Raw genomic sequence first — 15,660 nt, 5'->3', positions numbered from 1 at the left:
CGTGCCATACGCTCGTCCGCGCGGGCCGGGATTCATCCCGTGCCCGCCCGGCCAATGAGGGCACGCGCAAGGGGCCCCAGGTCAAGCCGATCCCCACGCTGGAACCAGCAGTTCCCCCGCTGGAAGACCAGTTTCGCAGACCTGGAAATCCAGCTGGAACGATCTAAAAAACAGCTGTTCCCCAGCTGGAAGTCCAGCCGTGCCCGACCTGGAAGTCCAGCTCGGCCGACCTGGAAGCCCAGCTGGAACGAGCTGGAAGTCCAGCCGTAACCCAGCTGGAAGTCCAGCCAGTGCAAGCCGGAAACTCAGCCGTACCCGACCAGGAAGCGCAGCCGTCCCCCCGCTGGAACCCAGCCGTACCCGACCAGAAACCCCAGAACGAACACCCGCCTGCACAACCACGACAACCGGCCTAGTGTCACCCCCATGAGCTGGCCGAAGAACTGGCCGATCCGGCCCATCTCCCCACCACCCTGGGCGCGACAGGAACCCACCTGGCGCGGCGCGAAACCGAGCCTGATCTCCGCGGCCCTGAACATGGCGCTCGCGAAGCCCTCCGGGAACTGGTTCGTGCTCGCGGCCAGCTCCGAGATCACCTCGGCGAAGCCGTTCGGGCGGCACGTCGCGGGGCAGGAGCTGGTGGCTTGGCGGGCGCCGGACGGGGAGCTGCGCGTGGGGCCGGGTGCGTGCCCGCACCTGGGTGCTCCGCTGTGCGACGCGGCCGTGGACGGCGGGGCGCTGGTGTGCCGGTGGCACGGATTGTCGTTGGGAGACAAGCCAACTCCGGGCTGGAAGCGCTACCCGGCGCACGACGACGGTGTGCTGGCGTGGGTGCGGCTGGACCGCGTGGGCGGTGAGGAGCCGCTGGAAGCGCCAGTGCTGCCGGAGCGCCCACCGCACGCGGAAGCGATCTCGGCGGTGGCGACGGTGCTGGGGAGGTGCGAGCCGGAGGACGTGGTGTTCAACCGGCTCGACCCGTGGCACGGCGCCTGGTTCCACCCCTACTCCTTCGCGGAGCTGCGCGTGCTGGACGCGGGCGAGGAGGAGTTCCTGGTGGAGGTCACGTTCCGCCTGGCCAGGAACATCGGCGTGCCGGTGCTGGCGCGGTTCAGCTGCCCGGAGCCGCGCACGGTGGTCATGCACATCGTGGAGGGCGAGGGCGTGGGCAGCGTGGTGGAGACCCACGCGACACCGATCGCGCCGGGCCGGACGGCGGTGATCGAAGCGACGATCGCGCACTCGGCGCGCCCGGGCTTCGCGTACGCGCGGCACGTGGCGGGGGCGGTGCGCCCGGCGATGCGTTGGGCGGCGAAGCGGCTGTGGCGCGACGACATCGCCTACGCGGAGCGCCGGTTCGCGCTGCGTGAAGAAGGCCGCTGGCCCGGATAGCCCGCCGAAGCTGGGGTACCCGGGCGGCATGGCGATGCGCGCAGTGGTGCTGAACTGCACCTTGAAGAAGTCCCCCGCCGAGTCGAACACGGAGATGCTGGCCTCGGTGGTGATCACCGAACTGGAGAAGCTGGGCGTGGCGGTCGAACAGGTGCGCCTCGTCGACCTGGACCTCCCGCCGGGCGTGGACACCGACCTCGGCGGGGGTGACCAGTGGCCCGCCGTGCACGACAAGCTCCTGAGCTCGGAGATCCTGGTGTTCGCGACGCCGACCTGGGTGGGGCGGCCGTCGTCGGTCGCGCAGCGGGCGCTGGAGCGGATGGACGCGATGATCTCCGAGACCGACGACGAGGAGCGCCCGGTGGCCTACAACCGGGTGGCCGGGGTGGTGGTGACCGGCAACGAGGACGGCGCGCACCACGTGATCAGCGAGATCTGCGGCGGGCTCGGTGACATCGGCTACACGGTCCCGGGCCAGGCGTGGACGTACTGGAACCGCGGCCCGGGACCCGGACCGTCCTATGCGGACACCGATGAGGGCAAGGACTGGTCGCACAGCACCGGTCGGGCGATGGCGGGGAACCTGGTCGCCGTGGCAGCGGCCCTGCGTGACCAGCCGATTCCCCCGCCGAGAAGTTGATCACACGATCGTGTGAGGTTGTGAGGGCCCCGCACAGGGTAGAACCGGTGCCGCACCCCAACACCTCCACAGGAGTCCCCACATGCGCGCACTGGTGCTCGACTGCACCCTCGACGGCCGTTCGGAGGCCGTCATCAGCTCGGATCTGCGCTCATGGGGAGTGACCGTCGACAGCCTGCCCGCCACGGACGTGCCGGTCTCGGTCGAGGAGTACTCCGTCGTCGTGATCCTCACGCCGAGCTGGCTGGCCCAGCCGTCGCGGCTCGCGCAGCGCGTGCTCAACCGCCTCCCCGGGGCGAGCCGGACGACGGTCGCGGGCGTGGTGGCGCTCAACGAGCTCGCCGAAGGCCAGTGGATGCGAACAACGCTGTCCTGGCACCTCTGGAACCTCGGCTACACGGTTCCGGTGCACCCGACCGCGGCACAATTCGTGCGAACGGCCATCCAAGCGCGCCGCAACCGCACGCTGACGCCTACTGGCTGAACCTCGCGGCAAGAGCGCGCAGCGGCGCCCACCGGCCAGCGACCGGGACCGTCCACAGTGGATGGCCTCGGACCCCGAACAGCTCCAGGAGCACGTTCGCGGCATGGGTTCCGGTGGTCGCCGCGCGCTCCATCAACGCCACGGGCAGGTCGATCCGCACGAGATCTCCGGCCAGCACCAAGCCTTCCTGCGGTGTCCGCACGGTCGGCCGGTTCGCGAAGCCACCGGGCGGGAACAGCGGACAGTCCTCGCGCAGCTCGTGGCGCTCGTCGACGATCCGCGCCGAGGCGGTCTCAGGGTAGACGCGGTGCAGCTCGGCAAGCAGCTTCGCGCGCGCATCGTCCACAGTGGTCAGTGCGTAGCCGTGCAGCTCGACGACGGAGCCGCCCGTGCGCGTCGCCCACGACGTGGACTCGCGCTCGTAGCGGTCGAGCACGCTGATGTTGTCCAGCGAGCCATATCCACTCGTACCAAGAAACCCTGGCCGATCCGCACGCACGGGCCGATCGAGCCAGAACCGCGACACAAGGAACGGTGGCGCCGAGCGAAGCCCCTCGACACGCGCTCGCCAAATCGCGTCACCAAGCCCCGGAGAACGGTCGACCAGCCCACGCAGCCCCGTGACATCAGCCGCGAGCACCACTCCGTCGACCTCAAGACCATCGACAACGAAACGTCGCGAGCCACCGACCTCGATCGTTTCCACCGCAGCACCAAGGCGAATCTCGGCTCCGCGCGCACGGATGTAGCCGCCGAGCGGGTTCCACAGAGTCGCGAACGAGTCGGCCGCGACGTCGAAGACCAAGCCCTCACTGGAGCCGAGGAAGTAGAGGTGGAACATCGTCGCCAGCTCCGCCGCGGACAGCTCGGTCGGCGCGGCGAAGAAGCTGCGCGAGAACACCTCGAACGCCAGGTGCCGTGCCGCGGCAGGAAACCTCAGCCGCTCAAGGAACTCAGCCGCGTTGAGGTCGTCGAGCTTCTCGTAGGTCTCCGGGACGCGGACGTCCACCAACGGCAACGCCGCGCGGGCGCTGAGGCGCGTGATGTCGCGCAGGGTGAACGTCGGGCTGTTCAGCGCGAAAGCGAAAGCGTTGAGCGGCGGGGTTTTCGGCAAGCTCTGGAAAGTGTCGCGGTAGCCGTCACTGTGCACGAGCGGGTAGTCCAGCATCGGCGTCAGCCGCGACAGCAACGGATCGGTGCGGCGCAGCAGCCCGCGAAGGTTGTAGTACTGGCGGAAGAACGCGTGGAAGCCCCGGTTCATCGAGACCTCGGAGCCGTCCGACAAGGTCGTCGGCCAGCCGCCCACGCGTCCGCCGAGATGCTGTTCGCGCTCCCACAACACGACCCGGACTCCGCGCTCCACCAGGGCTGTCGCCGCCGCGAGGCCCGCGATCCCTCCGCCCACCACGGCCACGACCTGATCGCTGGCACGGGAACGGCCGGGGCGGGCCGCGTGGAAGACGGCGTGGCGGTCCCGGCCGGGCAGCGGACTCACCGCGAAGCCCTCCTGGCGAAGAACGTGTGCGCGACGCCGCGCTGCCACCCCGACATGCTTCCGGTCCTGATGGTGTCAAAGCCGTTGCGGGACAACCGGTTCTCGAAGTCGATCACGCCATCGAAGTCCAGCACACTGCGCCACAGGTAGCGGTGCAACGAAGCGTCTCCGGAGACCAAGCGACCCGCCGGGATGATCACCGACCAGCACACCGCCGTCCACACGGCCTTGGCCAACGGCGAGTCCGCGACGGAGTACTCGTGCGCGACGAACGGTGCTCGCGGCCGGAGAAGGCCGTGCACGGTGCGCAGAACACTGTCGGGATCGGGCAGGTTTCGCACCAGGTAGGCAGCGAAGACACCGTCGAACGGCCCGTGCACCCCGGCTTCGGCGAGGTCTTCGGCACGCGAGTGCACGAAGGTGACCGACGACGGCCAGCGCTTCTCCTTGGCGCGAGCCAACATTCCCGCCGAGCCGTCCACCGCGACGATCTCCGCTTCTGGAGCCGCGCGCAGCAGGGCGGCCGTCGAAGCACCCGTTCCGCAGCCGAGGTCGAGCAGCCGCTGCCCCCTCCCCTGGTCCGGGATTCCCATGCGGCGCGCGGACAATCGCAGCTGCGCGTGGTAACCGGGGTTCGCGCCGACCAAGCGGTCGTAATCCGCAGCGGCCTTGTCGAAACCTTCGAGCACCTTCATCTCAGAGCCCGCCCGCAATCCGGATCGTGGTGCCCGTGGTGAACGAGGCGTCCGAGGAGAACAGCCACGACACCGCGCCAGCGATCTCCTCCGGCTGACCGGACCGGCCGAGCGGGATGCGGCTCGCGACGCGGTTCGGCCGGTCCGGATCACCCATGTCCGCGTGGATTCTGGTGTGCACCGTGCCGGGCGCGACACCGTTGACGCGGATGCCGTCCTTGGCGAGTTCCTTCGCCAGGCCAACGGTCATCGCGTCCGTCGCGGCCTTGCTCGCGGCGTAGTGCACGTACTCGCCGGGGCTGCCGAGGGTCGCCGCCGCCGAAGAGATGTTCACGATCGCCCCACCGCGTCCGGCCATGTCCTTGGCGGCGCGGCGCGCGCACAGCAGGTAACCGAGCACGTTGACGTCCAGGACCTGGCGCAGGTCCTCCGTGCTCGTGTCGACCAGCGCGCCGAGTTTCCCCGTCACACCGGCGTTGTTGACCAGGCCGGTGATCGGTCCGAGTTCGCTGGCCGCCACGTCGAAGAGCCGCTCGACGTCCGCTTCCACCGCCGTGTCCATCGCGACCAGCGACGCTCGGCCGCCGCGCTCGGCGACCTCCTTGGCGACGGCGGAGGCGGCCTCGCGGTCGCTGCGGTAGCCGATCACCACGTCATGCCCGTCCGCCGCGAGCCGCACGCAGATCGCGGCTCCGATCCCCCGGCCGCCGCCGGTGACGATCGTGATGGGACGGCTCATCGAGCTACCTCCTGGAACCCACGGGTGAGCAGGGCCGCGCCGAGCGCGGGTACGGCGACCGCGAGCCTACGGGCCTTGGGCACCACGGCGCGACGGGCGAACACGTCGTACCCCGCCGCCACGATCTCGTCCAGAATGCCTCTGTAGAGCCGAAAAGCCGTGCGCACGCAGGGCCGTGACTCCGGCGCGAGCAGGTCGATCCCGGGCGCCGCCGCGCGGTAGTCCGCGTAGTTCAGCGCGATGAGGTGGGCGAGGGCGGCTCGAACGGCCTGGTCGGCGCTGCCGCGCTCCTGGCACCAGGTGAGCCGTTCGCGATCGACCCCGAACACCGCCAGCTCCGCGAGCGGCAGGTAGATCCGGCCGCGCTCCAAGTCCTCGTCGACGTCGCGGAGGAAGTTCGTGATCTGGAAGGCGACGCCGAGCCGCGCCGCGTAGGGCGCCGCTTCCTCGCGCGGGCACGCCGTGCCGAGGACCGGCAGCATCTGGAGACCGATCACCTCGGCGGAGCCGCGCACGTAGTGGCCGAGGTCGGCGAACGTGGCGTACTCGGTGACCGTCAGATCCATCCGCATTGACGCCATGAAGTCGGTGAACAGCGCGTGCTCCATGCCGAAGCGGCCGATCGTGTCGACGAGCGCGGCCAGCACCGGGTGCTCGGACTCGCCCTCCTCCAGCGCGTGCAGCAGGCTGGTCTCCAGCTCCGCCAAGGCTGCCGCGGTGTCCACTGTGGACGGATTGTCGACGATCTCGTCCGCCCACCTGGCGAAGCCGTACAGCGCGTGCACCGCCGGGCGCCGCGCCGGGCCGAGCAGCCTCGTCGCGAGGAAGTACGTGCGGCCGTGGCGGGCGTTGAGCGCGCGGCACCGCAGGTACGCCCGCCGGAGCCGAGGATCGGCGATCCCGGCCGCGTCGAGCTCGCGGCTGCCCATGCCACCACTCCTCACCCTCACCCGCCCTGTACTCCGCCACGCTATCCGCCCACGCCGCTCACCACCGGTTGGGTAGGACTCCGCAGGTCCGCCTACGGTGTGGGGGACGGAGGAGGAGCTCATGCGGACGGTGCCGGGACGGACCGATCACGTGGTGGTGGTCGGCGCGGGGCTCGCGGGGCTGTCGGCGGCGTTGCACCTGCTGGGGGCGGGGCGCAGCGTGACGGTGGTGGAGCGCGACACCGTCCCGGGCGGTCGGGCGGGCCGACTGGACCTGGGCGGGTACAGCTTCGACACGGGTCCGACGGTGCTGACGATGCCGGAGCTGCTGGACGAAGCGCTCGCGGCGGTCGGGTCTTCGCTGCGCGAGCACGTGGAGCTGGTGCCGCTGCACCCGGCCTACCGCGCGGAGTTCGCTGACGGCACGAACATCGACGTGCACACGGACGCGGACGCGATGGAAGCAGAGGTCAGGCGCGTCGCGGGTCCTGAGGAGGCGGCGGGCTACCGGCGGCTGCGCACGTGGTTGACGGAGCTGTACCGCGCGGAGATCAACACGTTCATCGGCGCGAACTTCGACTCGCCGTTGGACCTCGCGCGACCGGCATTGGCGAAGCTCGCGGTGCTGGGCGGTTTCGGCAGGCTCGGCCCGGCGATCGGGCGGTTCGTGCGCGATGAGCGGCTGCGCCGGATCTTCTCCTTCCAAGCCCTGTACGCGGGCGTCGCCCCGGAGAAAGCGCTCGGCGCCTATGGGGTGATCGCCTACATGGACACCGTGGCGGGGGTGTGGTTCCCGAAGGGCGGCATGCGGGCGATCTCCGACGCATTGGCAGCTGCCGCGAGCAACGCGGGCGCGAAGTTCCACTACGACACCACGGTCTCGCGACTGGAGAGGCTGGGCGACAGGGTCACGGCGGTGCACACGGAGGACGGCGAGCGCATCCCCTGCGACGCGGTCGTGCTCACGCCGGAGTTGCACACGTCCTACCGCCTGCTGGGCCGCACGCCGAAAAGGCCGGTGGGACTGCGGTATTCGCCGTCCGCGGTGGTGCTGCACGCGGGTTCCACGAACAGCTGGCCGAGGTTGGCGCACCACACGATCTCCTTCGGCCGCGAGTGGAGCCGGACCTTCACGGAGATCATCGGCCGCGGCGTGCCGATGTCCGACCCGTCGTTGCTGATCACGCGGCCGACCGCGACCGATCCCGCGCTGGCGCCCGCGGGGAGGCAGACGTACTTCGTGCTCGCGCCGTGCCCGAACCTCCAGGCGGGACCGCTGGACTGGGCTCGGATCGGGCCGCGCTACCGGGATGAGCTGGTCTCGACGCTGGAGGCGCGCGGGTTGACCGGCTTCGGCTCGGGGATCGAGGTCGAGCGCCTGGTCACGCCCGCCGACTGGGCGGCGATGGGGCACGCGGCGGGGACTCCGTTCGCGACCGCGCACACCTTCGCCCAGACCGGGCCGTTCCGTCCGGCCAACACGGTGAGCGGGACGGCCAACGCGGTGCTCGCCGGGTGCGGGACCACGCCGGGCGTCGGAGTTCCCCCGGTGTTGATCTCCGGAAGGCTCGCGGCCGAGCGGGTGACCGGCCGCACCCGAATCCGCTAGGTGGCCCTGGTGAACCCGGATCGGGGCGGCGAGGATTCTCGGGTTCGCCCAACCGCGAGGAGATCCGTGTTCACGCTCCGCAGGCTCGCCGCAGCGGGAATGGCTCTGGCGGCGATGCTGGCGCTCACCCCGGCCGCGCCCGGCGCCGAAGCCACCTTCCAGCTCCCGGCACCGACCGGGCGCCAGCACGTGGGCGTCACCGACCTGCACCTGGTCGACACCGCCCGCGCGGACCCGTGGAAGCCCGAGCGCAGGCGCGAGCTGATGATCAGCGTCTGGTACCCGGCGCACAACGATCACCGCTTCCCGCGCGCGCCGTGGATCACCCCCGGCCTCGCCGCAGTGCAGGACGAGTTCGGCGCTGGCTTGGGCATCCCCAAGGGCTCCGTCGACTGGACAGCGGTGCGAACCCACGCGCGCACCGGTGCTCCCGCCACCCCAGGCAAGCGCCAGGTCGTGCTGTACACGCCGGGCTTGGGCTTCCCGCGTTCCGCGCAGACCGCGATCGTCGAGGACCTGGCCAGCCGCGGCTACGTCGTGGTGACCATGGACCACACCTACGAGACGAACGTGGAGTTCCCCGGCGGCCGGGTCGAAGTGCCGGTGCGCCTGGAGATCGAGCCGGTCACGATGAAGAAGATCCTCGACGTCCGGGTCGCCGACACCCGCTTCGTGCTGGACAGCCTCACCCGGCTGGCCAGGGGCACCGCGTCCCGCCCGCTGCCGCGCGGCCTCAGCGGTGTGCTCGACCTGGGCGAGGTCGGCGTCTTCGGCCACTCCTACGGCGGCTTCACCGGTGGCGAGACGATGGTCCACGACCGCCGCATCGCCGCGGGCGTCAACCTCGACGGCTCGCTGGCGTACGGCTTCGGCGAGCTGATGGGCCAGCCCTACCTGCCCGGAGAGGTGGCCGTTCGCGGCCTCGACCGCCCCTTCCTGCTGATGGGCTCCGAGGCGATCGACCCGGCGACCGGGAACCTCGTCCGGCACACCCACCTCGACCAGCGCGACCGCTCCTGGCCGCAGTTCTGGGCCAACCAGCGCGGTTGGAAGCGCGATCTGCTCCTCGGGCGCAGCGGCCACATCGGCTTCACCGACTACCAGGTGGTCCTGCGCCGCTTGGCCCTTCCCGAGGAGCAGGTGAAGAAGCTGGTCGGCACCGTCGACGCCAACCGCTCGATCGCGGCGCAGCGGGCCTACGTGGCGGGATTCTTCGACCTCCACCTGCGGCACCGCGACACCGGCCTGTTCACCGGAGCATCCCCACAGCACCCCGACATCACGTTCATCACCGACTGACCGCCGCGCGGGGTCACCGAGCACCACCGCCCAACACCCATTCCGCGCGCCACCACACCCCCGCGCGCCAACTTCCCGTTTCGTACTCCAAGCAGCCGATGGGAGCGCTCTATTTCCCGCTTTCGGTACGAAACGGGTTACCTAGACAACTGCGAGGCGCGTTGAGGGGGCGGAGTGCGAGGAGCTAGGTGAGGAGGGCGGTCAGTGCGGGGAGGTAGCCCTTGGCGTTTCCGGCGCGGTTGGGGTGGTAGGAGTCGTCGGCGGGCAGGCCGGGCTCGTTGATCCACGGGCTCCGCGAGCACAGCTCGTGCCCGGCGAAGGCGGCGCGGGCGTCGAGGAAGGCGAATCCGGCCGCGGCGGCGCGCGCGGAGATCACGCCGGCGAGGGAATCGGTGATCGAGACGACCTCGGCGCGGCGCGAGCGGGTGAGCACGTCGCAGCTGCCCGCGCCCGGCTCGAAGATCCTCGGGTAGCCGACCACGACGACCTTGGCGTTGGGCGCGGCCTTGCGGATCGCCGCGTAGGTGCTGTCGAGCTCGCCCGCGAGCGTGGTGGCGATCGTCTTCACCGCGTTGGCGAGGATGCGGTCGCAGCCCGCCTTGGAGCCGAGGGTGCACTCGCGCATGGCGGCCGGCGCGCCGATGTCGTTGCCGCCGATGGAGATCGTGACCAGCGTCGTCTTCTCCGAGAGCGCCCTGATCTGTCCTTTGAGGACATCCGAGGTGGTGGCGCCGGAGCACGCGACGGAGGTGTAGCTGGCGACGGCGTTCGCCGCGGCCCACAGCGCGGAGTAGGCCAGCGGCCCGCGCGCGCAGTCGCCGGAGTCCCGGTAGTAGCGCGCCGTCCCCTGCCCGGAGGAGAAGGAGTCGCCGAGCGCGACGTAGTGGGCGCCCTGGGCCGGGGTGGCGGCGAGCAGGACCGGCAGCAGTGCCGCCAACGCCAGCGCGGTGGTGCGGGTTGAACGCATGGGTACTGCGTACCAGGGCGCTCGGACCTGCCGAAACACACGACCAGGTGAGGAATCGGTTTTCGGCAACTGAGCTGACCGCAACGAATTTCCTGATGCGCTGAACGTCGGGCAGGCACCGCCCGTAGTGCTCGATACGTGCGTTCCCAACGTGAAGGGGCAGGAATGGACTTCCGGGTGCTCGGTCCCGTTCTGGTTCGCGAGCTCGTCCTCGGCGCCGGCAAGCACCGGGCCGTGCTCGCGGTGCTGCTGCTGGAGGCCAACCGGGCGGTCCGGATCGAGCGGCTGGTCGACCTGCTGTGGGCCGACCAGCCGCCCGAGCGGGCGCGGAACCTGGTGTCCGGCTACGTCTCCAAGGTGCGCAAGGCGCTCGACGGCCGTGCCGGGGTCCGGGTGGAGACCTGGCGCGGCGGCTACCGCCTGGTGGTGCACCCGGACTCGGTCGACCTCTACCGCTTCCGCCGCCTGGTCCGCGAGGCCCGCGAGGCCACCGGCGACGATGCCGTGATCGTCGCGCTGACGGAGGCGCTGGCGCTGTGGAGCGGTCCCGCGCTGGCCGACGTGGACCTGCCCGGGCTCGCGCCGTCGGTGACCGAAGCCCTTGAGCAGGAACGCGTCGCGGCCTTTGAAGACCTGGTGGACGCGCGGCTGCGCGTCGGCGCCGACATCGACCTGATCGGCCAGCTCGGCGAGGCCGTCGACGCGCACCCGTTCCGCGAACGCCTCGTCGGCCAGCTGATGACCGCCCTCGCGCAGCGCGGCAGGCCCGCCGAGGCGCTGTCCACCTTCCGGCGCTGCGCCGACGCCCTGCGCGACGAGCTCGGCGTCCCGCCGGGGGCGGCGCTGCGCGAACTGGAGCGCGCGATCCGCGCCGACTCCCTCAGCCCGGCGCCGGTGTCCCGGCCGCGCCCCGCTCAGCTGCCCGCCGACCTCGCCGACTTCCTCGGCCGCGACGCCGAGCTGGCCGCGCTCAGCACTGGCGCGGGTCCGCTGCTGATCACTGGCCAGCCCGGCGCCGGCAAGACCGCGCTCGCCGTGCACTGGGCGCACCGCGAGCGCGAACGCTTCCCCGACGGCCAGCTGCACGTGGACCTGCGTGGCGAGGTCACCCCGAGGCAAGCCCTGCTCCGGCTGCTCGACGGACTGGGGGTGCGGCCGGAGCAGGGCGACGACGAACGGGCGTTGGCCGCGCGCTTCCGGTCCACTGTGGACGGAAAGAAGCTGTTGGTGCTGCTCGACGGCGCCACCAGCAGTGCCCAGGTGCTGCCCCTGCTGCCCGGCTCGCCGAGCTGCCAGGTGGTGATCACCAGCGCTCGCCGGCTCGACGCGCTCGTGCTGCACAGCGGCGCGAAGTCCGTGCAGTTGAGCGGTTTTCGCGCCTCCGAGTCCGTCGCGCTGATCAACTCCGTCCTCGGCGACCGCGCGCTGCGCGACCCCGTCGCCGTGCGACGCCTGGCGACCCTGTGCTGCGGCCTGCCCGTGGCCGTGCGCAGCGCCGCCGTCCTGCTCGCCGCGCATCCCGCGTGGCCGGTCTCCCACCTCGCCTCCCGCCTTGCCGACGAGCAGCAGTGGGCCGACTCGCTCGCGCTGTCCGAGGACGGTTTCCGCATGGTGTCCGCCCTGCGGGAACTGCCTTCCGGCGCGCGCGAGCTGCTGGGGTACTTCGGCCTGCTGCCCCGCGAGGACCTGGGCACCGAGGCGTTGACCCTGCTGACCAACCGCCCCCGGTGGTGGGTTGAGGAGGGTTTGTCCACGCTGCACGACGCGCACTTCCTCGCCGAGACCGTGCCGGGCGTGTACTACCTGCCGACCGTGGTTCGTTTGTGCGCCAAGCCTTTTCTGCCCGCGCGCAAGGAGGCTGACGCCGCGGTGGAGCGCTGGCGCTACCCCGGCGTGGTCCGCCTGTTCGCCGTCGGCTCCGCCTAGGTGAAGGCGAAGCGGGCCGCGTTCACAAGAAACACGCACCGAATCGCCTCGCTCGTCGCGTGCGCTGTCGCGTTCAGCCTGATCCCGGGGGTCGCGCAGGCGGCAACGCGAGTCGACACCACCTGCGGCCAGTACATCTGCGTCCACACCCTGCACGAAGGGCGGAACGTCAAGGACATCACCGTTGAGGTGCGGAAGGTCGGGGACAGATTCAAGCTGGGCGCCTTCTTCGCGGAATGGCGCGGCGATAAATCGCCCATGACGAACCGCGCCAGGTGGGAGGTGAATCTTTATCGGCCGAACAACCACCTGGTGTGCGGCTACGCCCAGAACTCGCGGTCAGTCCAGCAGGGCGGGAACGTCTGCGTGACGATCTGAGATCGTTCGGGTATCCCGTACTGGGCTCACTCGCTCGAGTAGGTCTCGGCCAGAGCTCGGGCGGTGGCGGCGAGGCGGTCCCGAAGCTCTTGCGGCTCAAGGACTTCGGCGTGCGCGCCGAGCTTCAGCACCTCGGTGTGGCCGATCTCGATGGTCTCGATCGGCAGATCGGCCGTGACCCACCCCGCGGAGTCGGGCTCGCCCGCCGTGGCCCGCACCACGCGCTTCTCGTGGAAGCCCAGGACGTAGGGCACCAGGGCCATGCCCGCGGGTGACAGCCGGATGCGAGCGGTCATCCGGTACTGCTCGATCTCGAAGCGCTCGGCCCACGCCTTCCAGAAGGACGCGAGGTCGAAGTCCTTGGGGCGCTCGAAGGTCGTGCCGGTGTCGATCACCTCAAGCACCCGGGAGGCGCGGTAGGTCAGGTCGCGGTCCCGCGAGCGCGCGACGAGGTACCAGACGCCGCCCTTGAGCACGACGCCGAGCGGCCACAGCGTGCGCTCGACCTCGGGCGGATCGCCCCAGCGGCGGTAGCGGACGCGCACGACTCGGTTGTCCCACACGGCATTGGCCAGCTCGGCGAGCTGGGGCACGCCCTCGGACTCGCGGAACCACGCGCGGGCGTCGAGGTGGAAGCACTCGCGGATGCGCGCCGCGCGCGAAGCCAGCTCGGGTGGGAGCGCGGCCATCAGCTTCAGCTCGGCGGCGGTCAGCTCGGCGCTGAGGCCCAGATCCGTTGCGGGACCGGGCATTCCGGTGAACGCGAGCGCTTCGGCCTCAGCGCCGGTCAGGCCGGTGAGCCGGGTGCGGTAGCCGTCGAGCAGCTGGTACCCGCCTGCCCTGCCCTGGTCGGCGTAGACGGGGACCCCGGCTGACGACAGCGACTCGATGTCGCGGTAGACGGTGCGCGGCGACACCTCAAGGGCACGCGCGAGTTCGGTCGCGGACATCCGCCCACGGGTCTGCAAGAGCATCAACAACGACAGGAGTCGGCCAGCACGCACGCGAGGAGTCTCGCACTCACGCGGACGCGGCGCCGTGCACCACCAGGGTTCCCTTGCCCTTGCGCTTGGCCGCGTACATCGCCGCGTCCGCGCGGCCGAGGAGGTCGTCCGGTGACAGGTCAGGGTCCATCGCGCCGAAGCAGACCAGGCCGATGCTGGCGCGCACCATGCGGTTCTCACCGCGGATGCCGTAGGGCGCCTCCAGCACGGTGAGCACGCGCGCCCCCACCTGCTCCGGGTCCCCGTGGCCGGTGGTGATCAGCACGGCGAACTCGTCACCGCCGAGCCGCGCCACCACGTCCTCAGCGCGCACGGCGGCGCGCAGCCTGCCCGCGACCGCGCACAGGACCTCGTCCCCGGCGGCGTGGCCGTAGCGGTCGTTGACGGTCTTGAAGTCGTCGACGTCGACGAACAGCAGGATCAGCGGCTGCGACGAGCGCAACGCCGTGCCCAGGCACTCCTGGAACAGCGCGCGGTTGGCCAAGCCGGTCAGCGGGTCGTGGTAGGCCTGGTACTGCAACTGCTTCTGGCTCTGCCGGATCTCCTCCAGCAGCGCGACGTTGTCGGTCATGGTGATCAGCTGCCGGAGGATCACCAGCGCCACCACCGCGAGCCCCACGTAGACCTCGGCGGGGCCGAGCCGGACGCCTGTCGCGGTACCGACGCCGATGAACATGCCGGTGATCAGCAGCGGCAGGTACGGCACGGCCAGGTGCAGGTAGTCGCCGGTGCGCAGCGGATCGGGCCCCGGCTCGCGGCGCGGCGCGGTCGGCGCCCACGGGGCGAGCGCGTAGAACACCGGGCACGCCATGAAACCGATGTCGGCCCAGGTCGGGATGCGGTCGACCCCGTTGGCGACGAGGTAGGCGAAGATCCAGCCGGAGGTGCTCTGGGCGACGAAGGCCAGGCCCAGGAACAGTAAGGGCAGCTGCCAGGCCACCCGGTGCCGCCGCGCGAGCAGCAGCACCAGCACGATCACCACCAGGTACAGCGCCGGGTGCAGCACGGTGGTGAGCAGCCCGGCCAGGTCGGAGGTCCAGATCCGCACCACCGACTCGCCCGCCGTCACCAGCGTCAGCACCAGGACCGCGCCGAGCACGATCAGCCCGTCCAGCGCGCGCAGCCACGGCCCGCGCGTGCGCGGCGTGGTCGGCGGGCGCTGCCCGCGCGCGAGCGTGAGCAGGGCGAACAGCGCGAACACCGGCGTCATCATGAAGCCGATCGGCGCCAGCGTGGACGCGGGCAGCCCGATCCCCATGAACACCAGGCCCCAGGTCCAGGTCACCAGGCCGACGGTCAGGCTGCCCATCGCGCCCGCCATCCAGAACCGCCACTTGCGGTCGCTGCCCTCGGCGCGGCGCGCGGTCACCAGGAAGCCGACGAGCGCGGCGGCGGAGGCGAGCACCTGGGAGAACTTGTCCACGGCCTGCGTCGTGTCCGGGTCCAGCCAGCCGAGGACGACGACGAGCACCACGACGGCCAGCGCCGCGATCGCGGACGCCGCCAGCAGGGTGAACTTCCTCGGTGACATTGTTCCGTGACCATTCAGCAATAATTCAGGTGGCCGACAATTACCCACTGTAGTAATCGCGAAAAACAGTGTCGACCATCGCCGCACGGTTTCGCCGCATTATCCCGATCACGTCATCTGATCGGTCTAGTGCGCGCCGTGACCTGCATGTTGCACGCGCAACGAGGTGACTCGGAAAAGGATTGGATCGCACGCGCCGCCACCCCGCACAAATCCGTCCGAGTGGTTCTCGCACGAATGGAGCACAACGCCGAACACACCCCGTGTCAGGTGTGCGCACCGCCCAGCTGGATCGCGGTCAGCCCGAGCACGACCAGCCCGACGCCGGCACCGGACCAGATCGCGTACGCGGTGCCCACGGCCATGCCCTGGTTCAGCGACAACGAGAACAGCAGGAACGCCACCCCGTAGCAGACGAGCACGGCCACCGTCGGCACCAGCTTGCTCATACCCTCGGAGAACTTGGGCGCGAGCGTGCCGGTCACCTCGCACAGGATCGCCGCCGCCAGCAGCACGTACATCACGCCCCCAGACGTACTGCCACCCGTTTCGTCCTCCTAAGGGATGTCTCGTAA

15 protein-coding genes are annotated in these 15,660 nt (G+C 70.7%); 7 read left to right on the top strand and 8 right to left on the bottom strand.

Features of this window, described 5'->3' with window-relative positions:
- Positions 1-426 precede the first annotated feature (426 nt).
- From CCN37_RS35320 to CCN37_RS35310, 3 genes are all read left to right on the top strand, one after another.
- Positions 427-1,389 carry a DUF5914 domain-containing protein gene (locus tag CCN37_RS35320; protein WP_086829425.1) on the top strand — a complete coding sequence of 321 codons (963 nt, stop codon included), beginning with the start codon at positions 427-429 and terminating at the stop codon, positions 1,387-1,389.
- A 28-nt stretch (positions 1,390-1,417) separates the two neighbouring features.
- Positions 1,418-2,029 carry a flavodoxin family protein gene (locus CCN37_RS35315; RefSeq protein ID WP_246843505.1) on the top strand — a complete coding sequence of 204 codons (612 nt, stop codon included), beginning with the start codon at positions 1,418-1,420 and terminating at the stop codon, positions 2,027-2,029.
- A gap of 82 nt (positions 2,030-2,111) precedes the next feature.
- Positions 2,112-2,513, top strand: a complete 402-nt coding sequence (locus CCN37_RS35310; RefSeq protein WP_086829423.1) for a hypothetical protein — start codon at positions 2,112-2,114, stop codon at positions 2,511-2,513.
- Here CCN37_RS35310 and CCN37_RS35305 read toward each other — a convergent pair.
- The 4 genes from CCN37_RS35305 to CCN37_RS35290 are packed head-to-tail and all read right to left on the bottom strand — an operon-like array spanning position 2,503 to position 6,371.
- A complete protein-coding gene (locus CCN37_RS35305) occupies positions 2,503-4,008 on the bottom strand; it encodes an FAD-dependent oxidoreductase (RefSeq protein ID WP_246843504.1) in 1,506 nt (501 codons plus the stop codon). The genes CCN37_RS35310 and CCN37_RS35305 overlap by 11 nt on opposite strands.
- Positions 4,005-4,703, bottom strand: a complete 699-nt coding sequence (locus tag CCN37_RS35300; RefSeq protein ID WP_086829421.1) for a class I SAM-dependent methyltransferase — start codon at positions 4,701-4,703, stop codon at positions 4,005-4,007. The genes CCN37_RS35305 and CCN37_RS35300 overlap by 4 nt, the downstream gene beginning before the upstream one ends.
- A gap of 1 nt (position 4,704) precedes the next feature.
- Positions 4,705-5,442 carry an SDR family oxidoreductase gene (locus CCN37_RS35295; RefSeq protein ID WP_086829419.1) on the bottom strand — a complete coding sequence of 246 codons (738 nt, stop codon included), beginning with the start codon at positions 5,440-5,442 and terminating at the stop codon, positions 4,705-4,707.
- Entirely contained in the window at positions 5,439-6,371 is a 933-nt protein-coding gene (locus CCN37_RS35290) for a phytoene/squalene synthase family protein (RefSeq protein WP_086829417.1), read from the bottom strand. The genes CCN37_RS35295 and CCN37_RS35290 overlap by 4 nt, the downstream gene beginning before the upstream one ends.
- 121 nt (positions 6,372-6,492) lie before the next feature.
- On the opposite strand from CCN37_RS35290, the gene crtI reads away from it, so the two are divergent.
- Both crtI and CCN37_RS35280 read left to right on the top strand, forming a co-directional pair.
- A complete protein-coding gene (gene crtI, locus CCN37_RS35285; RefSeq protein ID WP_086829415.1) occupies positions 6,493-7,980 on the top strand; it encodes a phytoene desaturase family protein in 1,488 nt (495 codons plus the stop codon).
- A gap of 66 nt (positions 7,981-8,046) precedes the next feature.
- The gene (locus tag CCN37_RS35280; RefSeq protein ID WP_246843503.1) at positions 8,047-9,279 is read left to right on the top strand and encodes a lipase; all 1,233 of its coding nucleotides are present in this window, start codon (positions 8,047-8,049) and stop codon (positions 9,277-9,279) included.
- 184 nt (positions 9,280-9,463) lie between these two features.
- Here CCN37_RS35280 and CCN37_RS35275 read toward each other — a convergent pair whose 3' ends face one another.
- Complete coding sequence (locus tag CCN37_RS35275; RefSeq protein WP_086829413.1) at positions 9,464-10,246, bottom strand: SGNH/GDSL hydrolase family protein; 783 nt, start codon at positions 10,244-10,246, stop codon at positions 9,464-9,466.
- A gap of 165 nt (positions 10,247-10,411) precedes the next feature.
- On the opposite strand from CCN37_RS35275, the gene CCN37_RS35270 reads away from it, so the two are divergent.
- Together CCN37_RS35270 and CCN37_RS35265 are read left to right on the top strand one after the other, a co-directional pair.
- Positions 10,412-12,172 (top strand): BTAD domain-containing putative transcriptional regulator, encoded by a 1,761-nt coding sequence (locus tag CCN37_RS35270; protein ID WP_086829411.1) that lies wholly within the window; start codon positions 10,412-10,414, stop codon positions 12,170-12,172.
- On the top strand, positions 12,173-12,550 hold the full coding sequence (locus tag CCN37_RS35265) for a hypothetical protein (RefSeq protein WP_086829409.1): 378 nt from the start codon (positions 12,173-12,175) through the stop codon (positions 12,548-12,550). It begins immediately after the preceding gene.
- 26 nt (positions 12,551-12,576) lie between these two features.
- On the opposite strand, the gene CCN37_RS35260 is transcribed toward CCN37_RS35265, so the two are convergent.
- From CCN37_RS35260 to CCN37_RS35250, 3 genes are all read right to left on the bottom strand, one after another.
- Complete coding sequence (locus CCN37_RS35260; protein WP_086829407.1) at positions 12,577-13,554, bottom strand: YafY family protein; 978 nt, start codon at positions 13,552-13,554, stop codon at positions 12,577-12,579.
- Between the two features lie 16 nt (positions 13,555-13,570).
- A complete protein-coding gene (locus CCN37_RS35255; RefSeq protein ID WP_086829405.1) occupies positions 13,571-15,085 on the bottom strand; it encodes a GGDEF domain-containing protein in 1,515 nt (504 codons plus the stop codon).
- Between the two features lie 266 nt (positions 15,086-15,351).
- Complete coding sequence (locus tag CCN37_RS35250) at positions 15,352-15,606, bottom strand: multidrug efflux SMR transporter (RefSeq protein WP_086829403.1); 255 nt, start codon at positions 15,604-15,606, stop codon at positions 15,352-15,354.
- Between the last annotated feature and the right edge of the window lie 54 nt (positions 15,607-15,660).

The sequence above is a fragment of the Allokutzneria sp. NRRL B-24872 genome (assembly GCF_002155965.1).
Classification (GTDB): domain Bacteria; phylum Actinomycetota; class Actinomycetes; order Mycobacteriales; family Pseudonocardiaceae; genus Allokutzneria.
Note: the sequence above shows the minus strand (reverse complement) of the source record. Positions and strands in the feature narration are given on the sequence as shown.